Here is a 19,190-nt window from a genome sequence, read left to right on the forward strand (position 1 = left end):
CTATCGGATGGGAATCGTAATGCCTTAGCAAGGTTTTTTTAGTTGCATTAAGATTCCCGCCTGCGCGGGAATGACGACCCTCTAAACACTAAATGCACAATGTTGGGCATTTAGTGTTTACTTCCGCTTCAATTCAATCACCGTTACCTCCGGCCAGATTCCAATCCGACCGGAAAAGCCCAGGAAACCAAAGCCACGGTTTACATTTAAATACCTGCCGTTCTCGGTTTTAATACCTGCCCAGTGCTTATAACGGTATTTCACCGGACTCCATTTAATACCAAAAGCCTCGATCCCAAACTGCATGCCATGCGTATGGCCAGCTAATGAAAGTTGGATTTTTGAGGGATAATTTTTTACCTGTGCATCCCAATGCGAAGGATCGTGAGAGAGCAGAATTTTGAAATCATTGGCAGCAGTCTTGGCCAAAGCTTTATTTAAATCGCCCCGTTCGCCAAAACCAATTCCCCAGTTTTCTATCCCGGCCAGAATAATTTTTTCACCGTTTTTATGCAGTTCTACATGCTCATCGAGCAATAATTTAAAGCCAAGTTCTTTATGGTAAGCTTTTAACTGATCGAGGTTTTTGATCTTCTCCGTTTCGCTTGGCCATTTTACATAATCGCCATAATCATGATTACCCAAAACAGAAAACTGTCCGAATGGTGCTTTAATTTGAGAGAAATGACCAATGTAAGGTACAATCTCTGAGGAAATATTGTTGACCAAATCACCCGTAAATACAAACAAATCGCTTTTTTGCGCATTAATTAAATCAATGCCCTTTTGTACAGCTTTAGGGTTGGTAAAGCTGCCGGCGTGTACATCCGAAATTTGCGTTAGAGTGAAACCATCGAAAGCTGGGGGTAGATCGTCGAAATACAAAGTATGTTTAATTACCCGGTAAGCATATTTCCCCTGGGTAATGCCGTAGGCAAATAAGGCAATAGTTAAGCAAAACATTACAAAAGCAAAATCGACCCAATAATTGCTACGCGCCAAAAGGTGAAAACCGCCGCCGTTAAAGCTACCTGTAATCCCGAACAGAAAACGGTAAATATCGCCTAGCAGCAAGAAGATGGCAAAAACTACTTCTGCTGTAAAAATGATCAGGAAAGTATGACTTACGATTTGAAAAAACCGGTTTATGCCTTGTATTCGCATTTGCTGGATGGCATAAAACAAGGCAAATGTTAAGCCTACGATAAAAACCCAGAAGATAGGACTAAGCCAGGTAGATTGATTTAAGGTGCCCAAACCTGATAAAACGTATGCATTTAAGGCAAAAAACATGAATGCTACAATTAAGAGCGGGATGAAATTGAGTTTTCTTTTCATTACAAATGGGTAAGAGGCATAAAGATAAATGTAGGGCTTAAACGCAGATAAATTGCCTGCAGTTTGCAAGTTGGATTATTTTTACGCTTCTTTGATTAAAATGTATCTAAAAGGGGCAGGGCCCTGATTTTAAATAACGCGCTGCAGGTAGAAAACAAAACAGCCTGAATAGCGTATTGTAATAATTTACTTTCTTTTATTAGCTTTGTGCGAATATGCTGTCGAAAAAAACAAAATACGCCATAAAGGCACTTGTTGCTCTTGGTAAAAATTTAGATAAACCACCCATGCAGATCTCAAAAATTGCAGAGGAGGAGCATATCCCAAAAAAATTCCTGGAGCAAATTTTACTCGATTTACGTAACGCAGGTTTTTTATATAGTAAAAAAGGAGCCGGAGGTGGTTACAGTCTAAACAAAAAGCCCGAAGAAATTCTTTTGGTACACATCATGCGGGTTACCGATGGTCCAATTGCCATGGTGCCTTGTGCCAGCTTAAACTTCTATCACAAATGCGATGAATGCGAAGATGAAAAGACTTGCGGCATCAGAAGTGCATTTATTGATGTGAGAGATGCCACATTGAAGGTTTTAAGCGAAACCAGTATCGCCGATGTAATTAATCGTGAGGATACGCTAAAGCTGGCTATCGAAAAATTGTAAGAACTTATTTTAATCATAAAGATTTAAAGGTTGGTGTTTGCACCAGCCTTTTTTTATTGATTTTTCTTTTCATTTAAAGATGATCTTTCCCCCTTTGAAGGGGGCAGGGGATGATTTTTTTGTCAACTGATTGGTGTCCACACCAACCAGTTTTTTAGCACCTGTTTGGGTCTATTGGGGCATCTACCGATAGGATACGGGGGCAGGGGATGATTTTTTCGTTGCCTGTTTCGTTCGGTGGGGACACCAACCGATAGGATAAAGGTGCCAGGTTATTTCTTGGTATCTACTGGTTGGTGTCCACACCAACCAGCTTAGCTTCCGGCTATCTTCAAAAATAAATTACAACTAGCAACATTTTTTAGCAAACGATTGCGCAGCCTATTGAAGGCGAAAAAACAAGAGAAAACTGTCGTTAAGGGTTTACAGATTAACACCGTACCGTAATTTTTTTCATAAAAAATTACGACTATTCCTATATACTTTATATATTTGACGGATGAACCTAAATTTTATACTTAATAGAGCCGCTATCCGGATGATGTGCTGTTGTTGTAAAACACGGTAACAGGAGCCTATAGATAATTTAAGTATAAAATATTGGATGCTTCTCAGTAAAAGGGAAGCATTTTTTGAATAAAGCTAACAACACATATGCAAACTTTCAGAACAGAACTCGAAAACAATATTGTCGAGCAGGACATTATCGATTTAGAGAATAAGATTAAAGCCTTTCGGGATGGTACAATCCACGACGAAAAGTTTAGGAGCCTGCGTTTAGCACGCGGTGTTTACGGACAAAGACAGCCGGGGGTGCAAATGATCCGGATTAAGCTGCCTTTTGGAAAGGTTACTTTTAAGCAGTTACTGCGCATTGCCGATATTGCTGATGAGTATGGAAGTGGCAATTTACACTTAACCACCCGTCAGGATATCCAGTTGCACTATGTAAGTTTAGACCGCACACCAGAACTTTGGGCTAAATTAGAGCAGGATGATATTACCCTGCGTGAGGCTTGTGGTAACACGGTGCGTAATGTAACGGCATCGCCAAATTCGGGCATCGATAAAGATGAACCGTTTGATGTTTCGCCATACGCGCACGCTGTTTTTAAATACTTTTTGCGTAACCCAATCTGTCAGGAAATGGGCCGTAAAATTAAAATTTCATTCTCTTCGAGTGATAAGGATACTGCATTTAGCTACATTCATGATTTAGGTTTCATTCCGAAAATTAACGAAGAGGGCGAACGTGGATTTAAAGTTTTATTTGCTGGTGGTTTAGGTGCACAACCTTTCTTAGCCAGTGCCGTTCACGAATTTTTGCACGAAGATCAGATCATTCCCTTTACAGAGTCTGTGCTTCGCGTTTTCGACCGTTATGGCGAACGTACCAACAGAAATAAAGCACGTTTAAAATACCTGGTTCAAAAATTAGGTTTAGACGAAGTTTTACGCCTGGTTGCCGAAGAGCGCATTGCCAATAAAGTAAAAAGCTATAAAATAGATTTAAATACAATCGCCGAGCCTGTTTTGCCAGCAGAGCAAGATTATCCGGCGGTAGAAATTTTAAACGAAACCCATTACAAGCACTGGTCGGCTACCAACGTGGTAGAACAGAAACAGACTGGTTTTTATTCGGTGTATGTAAAAGTACAGGTAGGCGATATTAAAACAGATAAAGCCAGGGCCTTTGTTGATGCCATCAGACCGTATGTCGCCGATGAAATCAGGGTTACACAAAATCAGGGTTTGTTATTAAAATATGTACGCAAAGAAGCTTTACCGGCTTTATATGCGGAGTTAAATAAAATTGGTTTTACCACTGCCGGTTTCGATAGTGTGGCCGATATTACCACTTGCCCGGGAACCGATACCTGTAATTTAGGTATTGCCAACTCTATGACATTGGCCGAGGTGTTGGAAGATGTCATTTATACCGATTTCCCTGAATTGATCTATGAGAAAAACATCAAAATCAAGATCAGTGGTTGTATGAACTCTTGTGGCCAGCATGGTTTAGCCGAAATTGGTTTTCACGGTAGTTCGGTAAAGGCCGAAGGAAAAGTGGTTCCGGCGGTGCAGGTAATGTTGGGTGGTGGTACCGTGGGTGATGGCGTTGGCCGTGTGGCAGAACGTGTAATCAAAGTTCCATCAAAAAGAGCAACCAGTGTTTTGCACTTCATTTTAAATGATTTTAAAGCCAATAACCTGGCTGATGAGAATTTTCACCAGTATTATGATAGAAAAGGTAAAGACCATTTTTATCAGTTATTAAAACCACTGGCCGATTTAACTAATCTGCAAACCGAAGAATTTGTAGATTGGGGACACGTAGAACCTTTTGTTACTGCAATCGGTGTGGGTGAATGTGCTGGTGTAGTGATTGATTTGGTTGCTACTCTATTGTTGGAAGCAGACGAGAAATTTGACTGGGCAAAGCAAAACTTAGAGAAAGGTGCTTATGCTGATGCCATTTACCATACCTACAGTACGTTTGTAAGTGCTGCAAAATCGTTGTTGCTGGATAAAGGTGTAAACAGCAGTACCCAGGTTGGTGTGATTCGGGAGTTCGATAACCATTATGTTGAAACTGGCGAATTTAATCTGGCCACTAACTTTTCTGATTTGGTTCTTCAGATCAATAAAAATGAACCAAGTGCTGAATTTGCTCAAAAATATTTTGAACAAGCCAATCAGTTTTTAAATCAGATTAAAGAAAAAAGGGGCCTATTAGTAAAATGAAATTTGAGATAATTGATGTGAGATTTGAGAACTGCAGACGCTAAACGCCGTACGCCAAACAACTCTTCATCTAGTCATTCAAAATTCAATAATTAAAAAGAAACATGGTTAATCAAAATAAAGAATCAAAAATAACCCTTCTAGGCGCAGGTCCGGGCGATCCTGATTTGTTAACTTTAAAAGGGGTAAAAGCTTTACAGGCTGCAGATGTAGTATTGTATGATGCATTAACCAACGAAGCTTTATTGGAGCATGCACCGGCAGAAGCCATTAAAGTATATGTGGGTAAACGTTCAGGAGAGCATTCTTATCCTCAGGATACCATCAATAAATTAATGATCGATTACGCTTTAAACTATGGGCATGTAGTGCGGTTAAAAGGTGGTGATCCATTTGTGTTCGGCAGGGGGTACGAAGAGTTGGATTATGCTGCATCATATAGCATTCCGGTAAGCGTTATTCCGGGTATTTCGAGTTCTATCGGCGTACCGGGTTTACAGCAGATTCCGGTTACGCACCGCGGCCTGAGCGAAAGTTTTTGGGTAATTACCGGCACAACCACTTCTGGTGAAGTATCGGCCGATATTTATCAGGCAGCAACATCAAATGCTACCGTAGTGGTTTTAATGGGACTTAAAAAACTGTCGAAAATTGTCGAAATTTTTAAAGCTGCCGGAAAACACAATTTACCAACAGCCGTAGTGCAGAATGGTTCGGCAGAAGACGAAAAGCTTGTTGTTGGTGTGGTAGAAACCATAGAAAGTTTAGTACAATACGAAAATATTAAGGCTCCGGCATTGTTAATATTTGGAGAAGTTGTATCATTACATCCGTCATTTAAAAACATCATTAAACAATATGCAAGTATTGCCTAACCAACCCAATAATGCAGAATCTTTTTCTGAGGAAGAAAAAGGTAACCAGCTGTTTCCGGTTTTTGTGAAGCTGAATAAGCTGCGTACATTATTAATTGGTGCAGGTAATATTGGCCTCGAGAAATTAACGGCGATTGTTAACAACAGCCAACAGGCTACTATTACCATTGTGGCCGAAGTAATTTCTCCGGAGGTTTATACCTTAATTGCGAATTATCCTTTGGTTAAGGTGAAGCAAAAGAGTTTTGATGTTTCTGATTTGCAGGATATTGATATCGTTTTTGCCGCTACAAACAATGACATTTTAAACGAAGAAATTAGAAAAGTAACGCACGAAAAAGGTTTGCTGATTAACGTAGCCGATAAACCCGAGCTTTGCGATTTCTATTTAGGATCTATTGTTCAAAGGGGTGATTTAAAAATTGCGATTTCTACCAACGGGAAATCGCCAACCATAGCCAAACGCTTAAAACAAATTTTGAACGAAGGTTTACCGGCCGAGCTGGATGAAACTTTGCAGAATATGAGTGCTTTGCGCCAGACCTTAAACGGCGATTTCTCGGCAAAAGTTAAAAAGCTGAATAAGGTTACCCAAAGTTTAATTGACCCTAAAAAGAGTTTTGCCGAGCGCAATATCAAATGGTTAATCTGGGTGGCTTCGGTATTATTAATCGGTGCCATAGGTTTTTCATTATGGAATACCGAGCCAGAGTTTCAAACTTTCCTGATTAATATCGACCCCTTGTTTTACTGGTTTTTAGGTGCCGGATTTTTATTCGCCCTGATTGACGGTGCAATTGGCATGTCGTACGGGGTTACTACAGCCTCTTTCTCGCTGGCAATGGGTTTACCACCTGCCTCAGCCAGTATGGCTATCCACATTTCGGAAGTAATGAGTAACGGTATTGCCGGCTGGATGCATTACCGTATGGGCAATGTAAACTGGAAGCTGTTTAAAATATTAATCCTGCCGGCTATTGTAGGGGCAGTGCTTGGCGCATATATCTTATCGTCGCTTGAGCACTATAGTGCTTATGTTAAGCCAATTGTGGCAGTATATACCTTATTTTTAGGTGGTATCATTTTAATGAAAGCTTTTAACATCAAAAGAAAGAAAGCCGATCAGAAGATTAAAAAAATTGGATTACTGGGTTTTGTGGGTGGTTTTATCGATGCTGCTTTTGGTGGCGGTTGGGGTTCAATCGTACTTTCAAGTTTAATTGCCGGTGGCAGGCACCCTTTGTTTTCATTGGGAACAGTAAAAATCAGCAGGTTTTTTATTGCCACACTTAGTTCGCTAACCTTTTTTACCATGTTGGGTGGCAAACACTGGGAAGCTGTTTTGGGATTGATTATTGGTAGTGCGATAGCATCGCCGATTGCTGCAAAAGTATCGAACAAAATTTCGGCAAAAACCATTATGGTAGCCGTTGGGATTATTGTGATGATCGTAAGCTTGCGCAGCGTAATTATGTTTATTTTAAAATTAATTTAGTGATGGAACGTGTAGAAGAGATAAAAGAAGCACTAAAGGGCTTAAGTACTGTTGAAAAATTGAGGTTTTTGGCCGATCGCTATGCAGGCCGAATCATCTTTTCGACCAGTTTTGGTTGGGAAGATCAGGCAATTACACACCTTATTTTTGCCAATAATATTCCGATCAAGGTTTTTACTTTAGAAACCGGACGGTTATTTCCGGAAACGTACTACGTTTGGAACCGTACTCTTGAAATATACAATAAACCAATTTACGCTTACTATCCGCAAAATGAGCTATTGCAGAATATGGTAAACAGTAAAGGGCCAAGCAGTTTTTACGAATCGGTCGAAAACAGGAAAGAGTGCTGCTATATCCGTAAAATAGAACCTTTAAAAAGAGCATTAAAAGGTAACGAAATCTGGATTACAGGCATCAGGGCCGATCAGAGTGCCAACCGCGAAGATATGCACGATGTAGAGTGGGATGAAGGCAATCAGCTGGTTAAATTTCACCCGATTTTCGACTGGACATTAGATGAGGTGAAGGCCTATATTAAAGAAAACAACATTGTTTACAATACCTTGCACGATAAAGGATTTCCGAGCATCGGTTGCGCCCCATGTACCAGAGCCGTACAACCCGGCGAAGATTTTAGGGCCGGAAGATGGTGGTGGGAAGACCAAAGCAAAAAGGAATGTGGCTTGCATGCAGCATCCTGAGCCTCCTATCGGGGCGTCATTGCGAGGCTGGGAAAGAGTGAGCCGTGGCAATCTTATAGAAAGATAAAATAAAATTACTATTGCAGAAAGCCGAAACAGATTGCTTCGGCGGTTGAAAAACCTTCTCGCAATGACGTAAATAGAATAACAACAGCAAATATATTAGTTGAAAAAGGAACAGCGCTGGCAGGCAACCTTCCAACATTTCAACAATCAATCATTTCAACATTTTATAATGAGTACATATAATTTTGATTATTTAGATGAACTAGAGGCAGAGGCCATTCACATTTTACGTGAGGTTGCAGGGCAGTTTGAAAAGCCGGCTTTGCTGTTTTCGGGTGGAAAAGATTCGATTACCTTAGTACGTTTGGCAGAAAAAGCTTTCCGTCCGGGTAAATTTCCTTTTCCACTGGTACACATCGATACCGGGCATAATTTTGAAGAAACCATTACCTACCGTGATAAAATGGTAGAAAGAATTGGCGAAAGGCTGATTATTGGTTCAGTTCAGGAATCTATTGATCAAGGTAAAGTAGTAGAACAAACCGGTAAAAATGCGAGTAGAAATGCTTTGCAAACCGTAACCTTATTAGATACCATTGCCAAACACCAGTTCGATGCCTGTATTGGCGGTGCACGCAGAGACGAAGAAAAAGCACGCGCAAAAGAACGTATTTTCTCTGTTCGTGATGAATTTGGCCAGTGGGATCCTAAGCGTCAGCGTCCAGAGCTTTGGAACATTTATAACGGTAAAATCCACAAAGGCGAAAACATCCGTGTATTTCCTATCAGCAACTGGACCGAGCTGGATGTTTGGAACTACATCCGCCGCGAAAAAATTGAATTACCAAGCATCTACTTCTCGCACGAACGCGATGTGATTACCCGCAACGGACAGTTAATGGCAGCATCGCCGTTTTTAAATATGGATGATGAGGATATTGTTTTCCGCAAACAAGTACGTTTCCGTACAGTTGGCGATATGTCGTGCACGGCTGCGGTAGAATCGGAAGCCACTTTGATTGATGATATTATTTCAGAAATCAGCGCATCTAAAATTTCGGAACGTGGTGCCCGCTTAGACGATAAAGTTTCGGAAGCAGCAATGGAAGACAGGAAAAAGGGAGGGTATTTTTAGTCTTGAGTTCGGAGTCTTTAGTCGGGAGTCCAATTCAATAATTAAATCCACCATTCATTCAATCATTTTTTAACATGAACATATTAAAATTCTTTACAGCAGGCAGTGTAGATGATGGTAAAAGTACCTTAATCGGCCGTTTGCTATACGATACAGATTCTATTTTAGCCGATCAATTAGAAGCCTTACAAAGCTCGAACCGTAAAAATGACGACGGAACAATTGACCTGGCTATTTTAACTGATGGATTAAGGGCAGAGCGCGAGCAGGGCATTACCATCGATGTAGCCTATAAATACTTTCAAACCAAAAAGCGTAAATTTATTATAGCCGATACCCCGGGGCACATCCAGTACACCCGCAACATGGTTACCGGAGCCTCAACCGCTAATCTGGCCATTATTTTAATTGATGCCCGGAACAGTGTTGTAGAGCAAACTATCCGCCACTCGTATATTGTTTCCTTATTGGGCATTAAACACGTGGTGGTTTGTATCAATAAAATGGATATGGTTGATTACAGTGAAACGGTTTATGCTTCCATTATCGAAAAGTACAAGGTACTGGCCCAGCAGCTTAAGTTAGACGATGTAACTTACATCCCGGTTAGTGCCCTGAAAGGTGATAACGTGGTGCAACGTTCAGAAAATATGCAGTGGTACGAAGGCGAAAGCTTGCTACATTTCTTAGAACAGGTAGATACCGATCATTCAGACCGTTCGCAACTGGCACGCATGCCGGTACAGTGGGTTGTACGCCCGCAAACCGACGAATTGCACGATTACCGCGGTTACGCCGGCCGAGTATTGAGCGGAACTTTTAGCCTGAACGATAAAGTAAATGTATTGCCTTCAGGTGCAGGTTCTACCATCGAGAAAATTGAATTTTTTGATGAAGCACTGGATGAAGCCCATGCAGGTCAGTCGGTGATTATCCATTTAAAAGATGATGTGGATATTAGCCGTGGCGATACCATTGTAAATGCTTCTGCCTTGCCGCAGGAATCGAAACTGATTGAAGCCGATTTGTGCTGGATGGATGCACGTGCATTGGATACCTCGATCATGTATAACATTCAGCATAACAGTAAGGTTACGAAGTGTAAAATCAGTGAAATTCTGCATAAGGTAGATATTAATACACTCGAAAAACATGCAGCTGATGAATTTAAACTGAATGATATAGGTCGCGTAATTATTAAAACGGCAGATGCTTTGGCTTTTGATCTTTATGATGATAACCGCGCTAACGGCTCAGCTATTTTGGTTGATAGCCGTACCAATTTAACAGTTGGAGCCTTAATGTTCAGGGCAGCAATTGAATAAAATAAACGTAAGGGAGATGTGAGGTGGATGAATTTTGTAAATATCCAGCAAAACCACAACCAAATATAAGATGAAGACGCTATGCCGAAAGGTATAGTGTGAAAGCAATTTCAGCGGGGCATCGGTTACGATAGTCCCGTTTTTCGTAGTGTGCTGGCTATTTTATCATAATTTAGTGCCTGCGTAGATAATTTTTATATCTTAGTTTAACTCACTATCTCTTATAACCGCTTAACTTATGCATGCAGGAAAAAAATATACTTTTCTGGAATTTATCATCTGGACCAGGCGCGATATTTACCGCTTAACCATCCTGGCCATTATTCCTACCGTACTTTATCATTATTGCGCTTTTACTTTTCTTTCCATTTCCTGGGTACCTGTAGCGCTTTTGGGCACCGCAGTTTCATTTATCATTAGTTTTAAAAATAATGCAAGTTATGCCCGCCTTTGGGAAGCCCGGCAAATTTATGGAGCAATAATCAACTCGAGCCGCGCCTTTGGAGTAATGGTTCGCGATTATCTGGCAATTCACGATAAAAAGACAGATGTTGAGGCTATTTTTTATCGCCATTTTGCATGGTTAACCGCCTTACGTTTTCAGCTAAGGGAACCAAGGGCATGGGAAAACTCAGATGATCCGCGCAATATCGAATATGCCCGGCTTTATCGGGTTTCAGAAAAGGCAGATCGTTTGGAAGATAGCCTTGCACAATACCTTTCTGCTGATGAATTAAAATATATTTTGACCAAGAAGAACAAGGCTACCCAATTAATGGCACTGCAATCGGCCCATATTAATAAACTTGTGGTTAGCGGATTTTTAACCGAACTGCAACTGCAATCTTTACAAAATACCATTACCAGCTTTTACGATAACCAGGGTAAGGCTGAAAGGATTAAGAATTTTCCTTATCCACGCCATTTTTCGTCTATAGCCACCATTATGCTAAATTTATTTGTGTTTTTGGTTCCTTACGGATTGCTAAACGAATTTAATAAGCTAGGCAACGGCACTTTAATTGAAGGTTATTCTATCTGGTTAAATATTCCCTTCGCTATTTTGTTAACCTGGGTTTTCAATTCGCTGGATATTGTTGGCGAAAGTTCTACTAATCCTTTTGAAGGAAGTGCGAACGATGTTCCAATCACCAATATCTCCAGAACGATAGAAATCGACATGCGGGATATGCTTGATGAAACCGATCTGCCGCCGGCACTTACACCAGAGCATTTTATACTGATGTAATGGTTTTTCTGTTATGGAAATACCTTAAATTCTTCATCATATTGGTATATTAGTATAATCAATTACAATGCTAAAACTCCTGATATGAAAAGAAACATCGTTTACCTCGTTATGGCGGCGCTTCCCTTTGCTTATGCCTGTAACCAAAATAAAACCAGTACAAACTCGAAAGAGAAAACCGATTCTGTAGTTAATGAAGCTTGTTATGCATCAGCATTTGAAAAAGATAGTGCAGCAATTATTGTTAAAACAATGGCTTCGGGTAAAGTTGAAGGTTCATTATTAATTAAGTATGCCAATAAACCGCAAAACAATGGTAAAATTGACGGTAAATTTAGTGGCGATACTTTATATGTAGATTATCGCTTTAATACTGGGAAAGACAGCACCCGGGTATTTACAAATCCACTGGCTTTCCTAAAAAAAGATGGTAAACTGGTTATGGGAGTAGGGCAGATCGAAACCACATTGGGTCGCTCATACTTTGCTAAAGGGAAACCAATTAATTACGAAGCCGGAAAATTTATTTTTACAGCAGTAAACTGTAAATAAGTAATAAACTATTTTTAGGGGTCTTAGTGTTTCGTTAAGACCTCTTTGTATGCTATAATATTTTCGCCACGGATGCGCGGAAAACACGGAAAGATTTTTCTTTTTTGTTATTCTGGTTTCTAACGTAAGGTCAAATGTTACCATTTGCCTTATACTAATCAAAGCTTCGATGGCTGTTCGATAATAATATCTGACAGCACTAATAGATAGCCACTCCATAGATTGTCCTTTGAGGGGTAATTTATTGGATAAAATCAATATAGTTACAACCCTTCGGAGTCGTCATTTCGAGCAGAAATGCAACGTAGTCGAGAAACACGCAATACTCAGCGAAGCTAAATCCGTCTCTATAGATTTCTCCGTTCCGCTACCGGTGAAAAACCGGTTGGCTTCAGTCGAAATGACGATTCTTCTACTGGGGCTGTCAATGGTATTGGAGTCGAAGGATTTTTATAGTCTTGTTTTTCATATCATAAGAGATGCTTCACTATGTTCATCGTCACAATAAAAAAATATTTTAAAATAAATTACTACAATTCCTATAGACTTTATATATTTGTGATAATTAACGAATGTGAACCAGCATAAATTTGGTGTTATGATTTTAAATAAAGTAGAAAAAGCGAACATTGAACCACGAATTACTTTAATAGGTGCAGGTCCTGGCGACCCGGATTTATTTAGTTTAAAAGGTGTTAAAGCATTAAAAACAGCTGATGTTGTTTTGTACGATGCAAATGTGAATGAAGCTTTACTATGTCATGCACCAGATGGTATTCCGAAAGTTTATGTAGGTAAACGCAGCGATGATGAAGATTTTTCGCAGGAGGCTGTTAACAAGCTGATTGTAGATTACGCTTTAAACTACGGACACGTGGTACGTTTAAAAAGCGGAGATCCGTTTTTCTTTGCCAAAGGTTACGAAGAAATCGATGCGGCAGAATCTTACAGCATCCCAACCGAAATTATTCCTGGTATCTCGAGTGCCACAGGTGCACCAAGCTTACAAAAGATCCCGATGATTTATAAAGATCTGAGCGAGAGTTTTTGGGCGGTAACCGGAACCAATTCGAAAGGTGAAATTTCGGAAGATTTATACATCGCAGCTAAAACCAAAGCGACCATCGTGGTTTTAAACGGAATTGAGAAGGTAAAAGAAATCGCAGCTATATTTCAGTCTGAAAATAAAAATCTTTTACCAGTAGCTGTAATCCAGAACGGATCGACGCCACAAGAGAAAATTGCCGTAGGTATAGTTGATACCATTGCCGAAATTGTTGAGGATAAAAAAATAACCGCGCCAGCCTTATTGGTTTTCGGCGATGTTGTTTCCCTACACCCACAATTTCAGCCTATCCGCGATTTCTACGAAATTTTAGCGGAAGAGTACTAAGATATTTTTAAACCAAAAATATATTTGTTTTGTTGTTAAAAACCGCGTGGGCGAGCCAGGCGGTTTTTTTTGTTTTTATGTTTGCCTCAGCGTACATCTGCGCTATCAGCGGGAAGCTGTTTGGAAATTATCCTACAGATTTAAGGTGATCATCGTAGCTTATTTATTTAGGTATCTCTATTGCACCAACGCTGTTAATAAGCCTGATTGAAACGAAAAGCCCGGAACCCGATATTTCATCGGGTGAGGACTTGCAGTGTAAAGCAGGGCTGCTGGCTGCCACAAATTGCTGAACATTCACTTTCTGATAAACATGCCTCAGTATAAGCAGCAGGAAGCTATTTAGAAATTGTCCCGCAGATTTAAGAAGATCATCGCTGATTAAGCACCTGTTTCCTACGTTTTTCAACTGCTAAATTTACTTTTTAAGCCTGTTTTGAAAGCTTCATTTTTTCATAATAATTCTCCGCGTACATCTGCGTAATTAATAGAGAAATACCTAAAACATTGCCACTCAGATTCAAAATCAATACCCTCGTTAAAAAATACCTGACCGTTAAATATTCAACTAAAAATATAATTTCCATTATTTGCAATGCTCAAAACAATTAGTAACTTACTTAGGTTATCTACACCAAATATTTGATGGAAATTATACATATAAGTGCCGAGTGTTACCCTGTTGCAAAAGTTGGTGGTTTAGCCGATGTAGTAGGGGCCTTACCCAAGTATCAAAATAAATTAGGCCACATTGCCAAGGTGGTTGTTCCCGCGTACGACACTAAATTCATCCGCGAAAGCGAATTTGAAGTAACATACGATGCCTGGTCTAACTATGGCAATCACCATTTTCAGTACCGCATCTTAAAAGAAAAAACGAATAAACTGGGGTTCGATGTTTATGTAATCCACATCAAAGGCCTTACCGACAGACCAAATGTTTACGGTTACGGCGATGATACCGAGCGTTTTGTTGCCTTTCAGATTGCTGCCTTAGATTGGATAGCGCAATGGGAGCATCGTCCGGATGTAATTCATTGCCACGATCACCATACCGGGTTAATTCCTTTTATGGCATCGAACTGCTTAAAATACGAAAGTATTAAACATGTACCTACAGTTTTAACCATTCATAACGCACAATACCAGGGGCAGTTTGGTTGGGATAAATTATACTACCTGCCTGCTTTCGATTTATGGAAAGGTGGCTTGCTGGGTTGGGAAGATGCCATTAATCCTTTGGCATCGGCCATAAAATGTGCCTGGCGGGTAACTACGGTTTCGCCAAGTTATCTCGAAGAAATGATGAACAATGCCCGCGGTCTCGAAAGTTTGTTGAGGCAGGAACGCTGGAAATCGGTAGGGATTTTAAACGGGATTGATAGTGAAGTTTGGAACCCCGAAACCGACCCCATGCTGAGCAAAGGTTACAACATAAAAACAGTTGAAGCTGGTAAACTGGCAAACAAAACCGCCCTGTGTAATGTTTTTCAATTGGATGCTACTAAACCCCTCTTTACTTTTATTGGCCGGCTGGTTGATGAAAAAGGAGCCGATTTACTGCCCGATATATTTTATACAGCTTTGCAGCAGCATGGCGATAACATTAATGTATTGGTTTTAGGTTCGGGCGACAGTTGGGTAGAAGGACGCTTAAACCAGTTAAAGGATATTTTTCCGGGTAAGTATAATGCCTATATTGGCTACAATGAGCAGGTTTCGCACGAAATATATGCCAGTGCCGATTTTCTGATCATGCCTTCACGCGTGGAGCCATGTGGTTTAAACCAGCTGTATGCTTTAAGATATGGCACAGTACCCATGGTACGGCGCATTGGCGGGTTAAAAGATACCGTTATTGATATTGGCGATGGAGGTTTCGGTATTTGTCACGACCAAACCAGCATTTGGGATGTTACCCACGCTATTAACCGGGCAGTAGAACTGTATAACGATAAAAAGGCATTTAAAGCAGTACGCAAAACAATGATGAAGCTAGACCACTCGTGGGATAATGCTGCATTAAATTATATAGAATTGTACCAAATATTAAATTAAGCTTAAGCATGACTGACAAAGTTTTAGGCGTTATCCTTGGCGGTGGCCAGGGCTCTAGATTATCGCCACTTACACAAACACGTTCTAAACCGGCAGTTCCAATTGCAGGGAAGTACCGGTTGGTAGACATTCCGATTTCTAACTGCCTTAATTCTGGTATCCACCGCATGTTTGTGCTCACACAGTTTAATTCGGCATCGTTAAATAAGCACATTAAAAACACTTATCACTTTAGCCATTTCAGTAAGGCTTTTGTTGATATTCTGGCAGCAGAGCAAACGGTACAAAATGCAGGTTGGTTTCAGGGTACTGCCGATGCGGTACGTCAGTGTATGCACCACATTGTTTCACATGAGTTCGATTATATTTTAATCCTTTCCGGCGATCAGTTGTACCAGATGGATTTTAAAGATATGATTGAGAAGCATATTGAGGCCAATGCTGAAATTACCATTGCTACCATCCCGGTTACAGCAAAGGATGCTACCGATTTCGGTATTTTGAAAACTGACGAAGAAAATATGATCACCTCTTTTATCGAAAAACCAAAAACAGGTCTCGATGAATGGATTTCGGATACTGGTGAGGAGATGCAGGGTGAAGGACGTAATTTTCTGGCTTCTATGGGTATTTATGTTTTCAACCGCGAATACCTGATCAATATCTTAAACGAAAACGAAGAAGAAAAAGACTTTGGTAAAGAAATTTTGCCACGTGCCATTACCCAAAGCAGGGTTTTAAGTTATCAGTACGAAGGTTACTGGACTGATATTGGTAATATTTCGTCGTTTTTCGAAGCCAATTTGGGATTGACTGACGAAATTCCTAAGTTTAATATGTTCGATAGTAACCATGCTATTTTTACCAGGGCGCGGATGTTGCCCCCTTCTAAAATTTCGGGTACCACTTTAGATAAAACCATTATTGCCGAAGGCTGTATTGTACAGGCCAGCAAGGTAGAACATGCTGTTTTGGGGATCAGATCGAGAATTGGAAAAGATACCGTAATTACTAACTCCTACATTATGGGTAGCGACAGGTATCAGAATTTCGAAGAAATACAGGAGGAAACGAGTAAAGGAAATTCGCTGATTGGTATTGGCGACAGGTGTTTCATTAACAATGCCATTATCGATAAAAACTGCCGCATTGGTAACGATGTAAAAATTAATGGAGGCGATCATTTAGAAGATGGCGATTTTGAACTCTATGCTGTTAAAGATGGTATAGTGGTAATTAAAAAAGGAGTGGTTTTGCCTAGCGGAACCGTAATTTAGCAATCATTAATCATTAACTATAGGCCAGTTTGGATTTATCCAGACTGGCTTTTTTATTTTAGGAATTTATTCCTTCACGTTTATCGCTCGCCAAATTGCGTGCTTTCGCCGGGCAAAAAGGTGTATTAATAGTAGCTGAATTAGGTTTTTCATATTCCTGCCAACATTTTCGGTACAGGCTTGTTAATTTATAAACACATAAAAACAGCTTATGCCCGAACAGCATTTATATCAAACCGGAATAATAGGAAATTGCGCTTTTTTAGCCCACGTAAATAAAAACACCGATATATCATGGCTTTGCTGGCCACGTTTCGATAGCCCTTTCGTTTTCGGGAGTTTGTTGGATCAACACAAAGGAGGGGAGTTCTCCATTCGGCCACAGGGCGAATTTTCAACTAACCAGTACTATGTCGAAAATACCAATGTGCTGCGCACCGAAATTACCGCCGAAGATGGCACTTACCGGATTACCGATTTCGCCCCGCGCTTTCACCTCTACGAAAGGTATTTTAAACCTTTAATGTTGATCAGGAAAATAGAACCCCTAAGCGGAAATCCGAGGATAACGATCACATGTAAACCGGTTTGCAATTATGGCAAAAATGAAATGACGGTTACCAGAGGGAGTAATCACATCGATTATTCAGGTTGCGATGAAAATATCCGTTTAAGTACCAACGTTTCATTAACTTATATTATTGATGAAAAGGCATTTGTACTGAACGAAACCAAATATCTGGTAATGACTTACGGACAAGACCTTGAAGCCCCAATTGTAAGTACTTCAGAAAATTTTCTGCGTGAAACGATTGCCTATTGGCGCTTGTGGATTAAACACTCTTCTATTGCAGGGTTTTACCAGCCTTTCGTTATCCGATCGGCGCTGGTGCTTAAAATACACCAGTATGAAGATACGGGAGCCATTATTGCTGCCAGTACTACCAGTTTGCCCGAATCGCCGGGCAGTACCCGCAACTGGGATTACCGCTATTGCTGGCTGCGCGATTCTCACTATGTGCTAACCTCGCTTAACCACATTGGTCATTTTGAAGAGATGGAGAAGTATTTTAATTATCTCTCTGATATTTCGTATGCGGAAGATACACGTTACCAGCCCTTGTACGGCATTGCCGGCGAAAGGAAAATTACGGAAAGGACATTAGATCATCTGGAAGGCTATAAAGGCGAGCAACCCATCAGGATTGGAAATCAGGCTTACGAGCACATTCAGAATGATATTTATGGTCAGGTTTTAATTTCAATGCTGCCGCTCTATACCGATCACCGCTTTGTGTTTTCTGAGCGGAGCGATTCGGTAAAATGGATAGAAAGTGTTTTATCTAAAATTGAAAGTACCATTGATGAAAAGGATGCAGGAATCTGGGAGTTCAGGAATATCGCCAATGTGCACTGCTACAGTAATTTGTTTCAGTGGGCAGGGGCACAGGCAGCACTAAAAATGGCCAAAACCATAGGCAATGAAAATTTTGAACACCGGGCGCAGATTTTAATCGATAAAGCTGCGGCCCATATCGAAGCCTGCTACGATCCGGAAAGGAAGGTATACACCAATGCAGTGGGCAGTACACATTTGGATGCCAGCACACTGCAGCTGATTATGATGAATTACCTCGATCCCGCTTCGGATAAAGCTAAAGACCATTTAAAAGCATTGGAAGCCGAGCTTAAAACCGAAGATGGCTTATTTTACCGCTACCTGCATGCCGATGATTTTGGCAAACCAAAAACTACGTTTTTAATCTGCGCATTTTGGTATGTTGAGGCCTTGGCCTGTGTTGGCCGAACCGATGAAGCCATTAAGGAATTTGAAAATATCATCAAATACTGTAACCATCTATTGCTTTTCAGCGAGGATGTGGATGCTAAAACTGGTAGCCAATGGGGAAACTTTCCGCAGGCTTACAGCCATGTTGGCTTAATGAATGCTGCCTACCGAATTGCAATTAAACTGGATAGACCGATATTTTTATAATAATGTGGATTATAAATCCACAGTTCTGAGGTCGGGATTACAAATCCCGACCAACCCAGACCGTCCTATGGTATTCCCTTGGTGATCGTCATTCCAGCTTGACTGGGAATCTTAATGCCTTAGCTATGCATTTATTTTGCTTTAAGATTCCCGTTTTCACGGAGATGACGTGTTTGTGTTACTGGATCAGATCATTTTAACTTTTTCTGATGGAAAAAAAGGAGGATTGAATCTAAAAAAGGTCGGGATTTGTAATTAGGAGTGTTCGAAACATTTTGAATTTTAAAAAAACAAATCCTTTTCCACATTTCTGTTGATAATATTTGTTTTTATGTTTGGATTAAAGCCCCAGTTTTCCTGCTGTTTCCTATTGGTGTTGT

The 19,190-nt window shown here is 40.4% G+C and carries 14 protein-coding genes; 13 read left to right on the plus strand and 1 reads right to left on the minus strand.

The window, feature by feature from the left end:
* Positions 1-117: 117 nt before the first annotated feature.
* A complete protein-coding gene (locus HWV58_RS22585; protein ID WP_175636272.1) occupies positions 118-1,338 on the minus strand; it encodes a metallophosphoesterase in 1,221 nt (406 codons plus the stop codon).
* A gap of 215 nt (positions 1,339-1,553) precedes the next feature.
* Between HWV58_RS22585 and HWV58_RS22590 the strand changes: the two genes are divergently transcribed.
* From HWV58_RS22590 to HWV58_RS22650, 13 genes are all read left to right on the plus strand, one after another.
* Positions 1,554-2,000 (plus strand): RrF2 family transcriptional regulator, encoded by a 447-nt coding sequence (locus tag HWV58_RS22590; RefSeq protein WP_124562610.1) that lies wholly within the window; start codon positions 1,554-1,556, stop codon positions 1,998-2,000.
* A gap of 654 nt (positions 2,001-2,654) precedes the next feature.
* On the plus strand, positions 2,655-4,745 hold the full coding sequence (locus HWV58_RS22595; RefSeq protein ID WP_175636273.1) for a HEPN domain-containing protein: 2,091 nt from the start codon (positions 2,655-2,657) through the stop codon (positions 4,743-4,745).
* A gap of 104 nt (positions 4,746-4,849) precedes the next feature.
* Positions 4,850-5,620, plus strand: a complete 771-nt coding sequence (gene cobA / locus HWV58_RS22600; RefSeq protein WP_175636274.1) for a uroporphyrinogen-III C-methyltransferase — start codon at positions 4,850-4,852, stop codon at positions 5,618-5,620.
* Positions 5,604-7,115 (plus strand): TSUP family transporter, encoded by a 1,512-nt coding sequence (locus HWV58_RS22605; RefSeq protein ID WP_175636275.1) that lies wholly within the window; start codon positions 5,604-5,606, stop codon positions 7,113-7,115. The genes cobA (HWV58_RS22600) and HWV58_RS22605 overlap by 17 nt, the downstream gene beginning before the upstream one ends.
* 2 nt (positions 7,116-7,117) lie before the next feature.
* Complete coding sequence (locus HWV58_RS22610) at positions 7,118-7,819, plus strand: phosphoadenylyl-sulfate reductase (protein WP_175636276.1); 702 nt, start codon at positions 7,118-7,120, stop codon at positions 7,817-7,819.
* 235 nt (positions 7,820-8,054) lie between these two features.
* Positions 8,055-8,960 carry a sulfate adenylyltransferase subunit CysD gene (cysD, locus tag HWV58_RS22615; RefSeq protein ID WP_175636277.1) on the plus strand — a complete coding sequence of 302 codons (906 nt, stop codon included), beginning with the start codon at positions 8,055-8,057 and terminating at the stop codon, positions 8,958-8,960.
* Positions 8,961-9,034: 74 nt separating this feature from the next.
* A complete protein-coding gene (locus HWV58_RS22620) occupies positions 9,035-10,285 on the plus strand; it encodes a sulfate adenylyltransferase subunit 1 (protein ID WP_175636278.1) in 1,251 nt (416 codons plus the stop codon).
* Between the two features lie 238 nt (positions 10,286-10,523).
* Positions 10,524-11,534 (plus strand): bestrophin family protein, encoded by a 1,011-nt coding sequence (locus HWV58_RS22625; RefSeq protein WP_175636279.1) that lies wholly within the window; start codon positions 10,524-10,526, stop codon positions 11,532-11,534.
* Between the two features lie 84 nt (positions 11,535-11,618).
* A complete protein-coding gene (locus tag HWV58_RS22630) occupies positions 11,619-12,086 on the plus strand; it encodes a hypothetical protein (RefSeq protein WP_175636280.1) in 468 nt (155 codons plus the stop codon).
* A gap of 598 nt (positions 12,087-12,684) precedes the next feature.
* Positions 12,685-13,479, plus strand: coding sequence for a uroporphyrinogen-III C-methyltransferase (gene cobA / locus HWV58_RS22635; RefSeq protein WP_175636281.1), 795 nt, complete (start codon positions 12,685-12,687; stop codon positions 13,477-13,479).
* Between the two features lie 645 nt (positions 13,480-14,124).
* Positions 14,125-15,537 (plus strand): glycogen synthase, encoded by a 1,413-nt coding sequence (locus tag HWV58_RS22640; protein ID WP_175636282.1) that lies wholly within the window; start codon positions 14,125-14,127, stop codon positions 15,535-15,537.
* 8 nt (positions 15,538-15,545) lie between these two features.
* Positions 15,546-16,814 carry a glucose-1-phosphate adenylyltransferase gene (locus HWV58_RS22645; protein ID WP_175636283.1) on the plus strand — a complete coding sequence of 423 codons (1,269 nt, stop codon included), beginning with the start codon at positions 15,546-15,548 and terminating at the stop codon, positions 16,812-16,814.
* A gap of 211 nt (positions 16,815-17,025) precedes the next feature.
* Positions 17,026-18,810 (plus strand): glycoside hydrolase family 15 protein, encoded by a 1,785-nt coding sequence (locus HWV58_RS22650; protein WP_175636284.1) that lies wholly within the window; start codon positions 17,026-17,028, stop codon positions 18,808-18,810.
* Positions 18,811-19,190 lie beyond the last annotated feature (380 nt).

Origin of the sequence: Pedobacter ghigonis (genome assembly GCF_903166585.1) — a bacterium.
In the GTDB taxonomy this organism is placed as follows: Bacteria; Bacteroidota; Bacteroidia; order Sphingobacteriales; family Sphingobacteriaceae; genus Pedobacter; species Pedobacter ghigonis.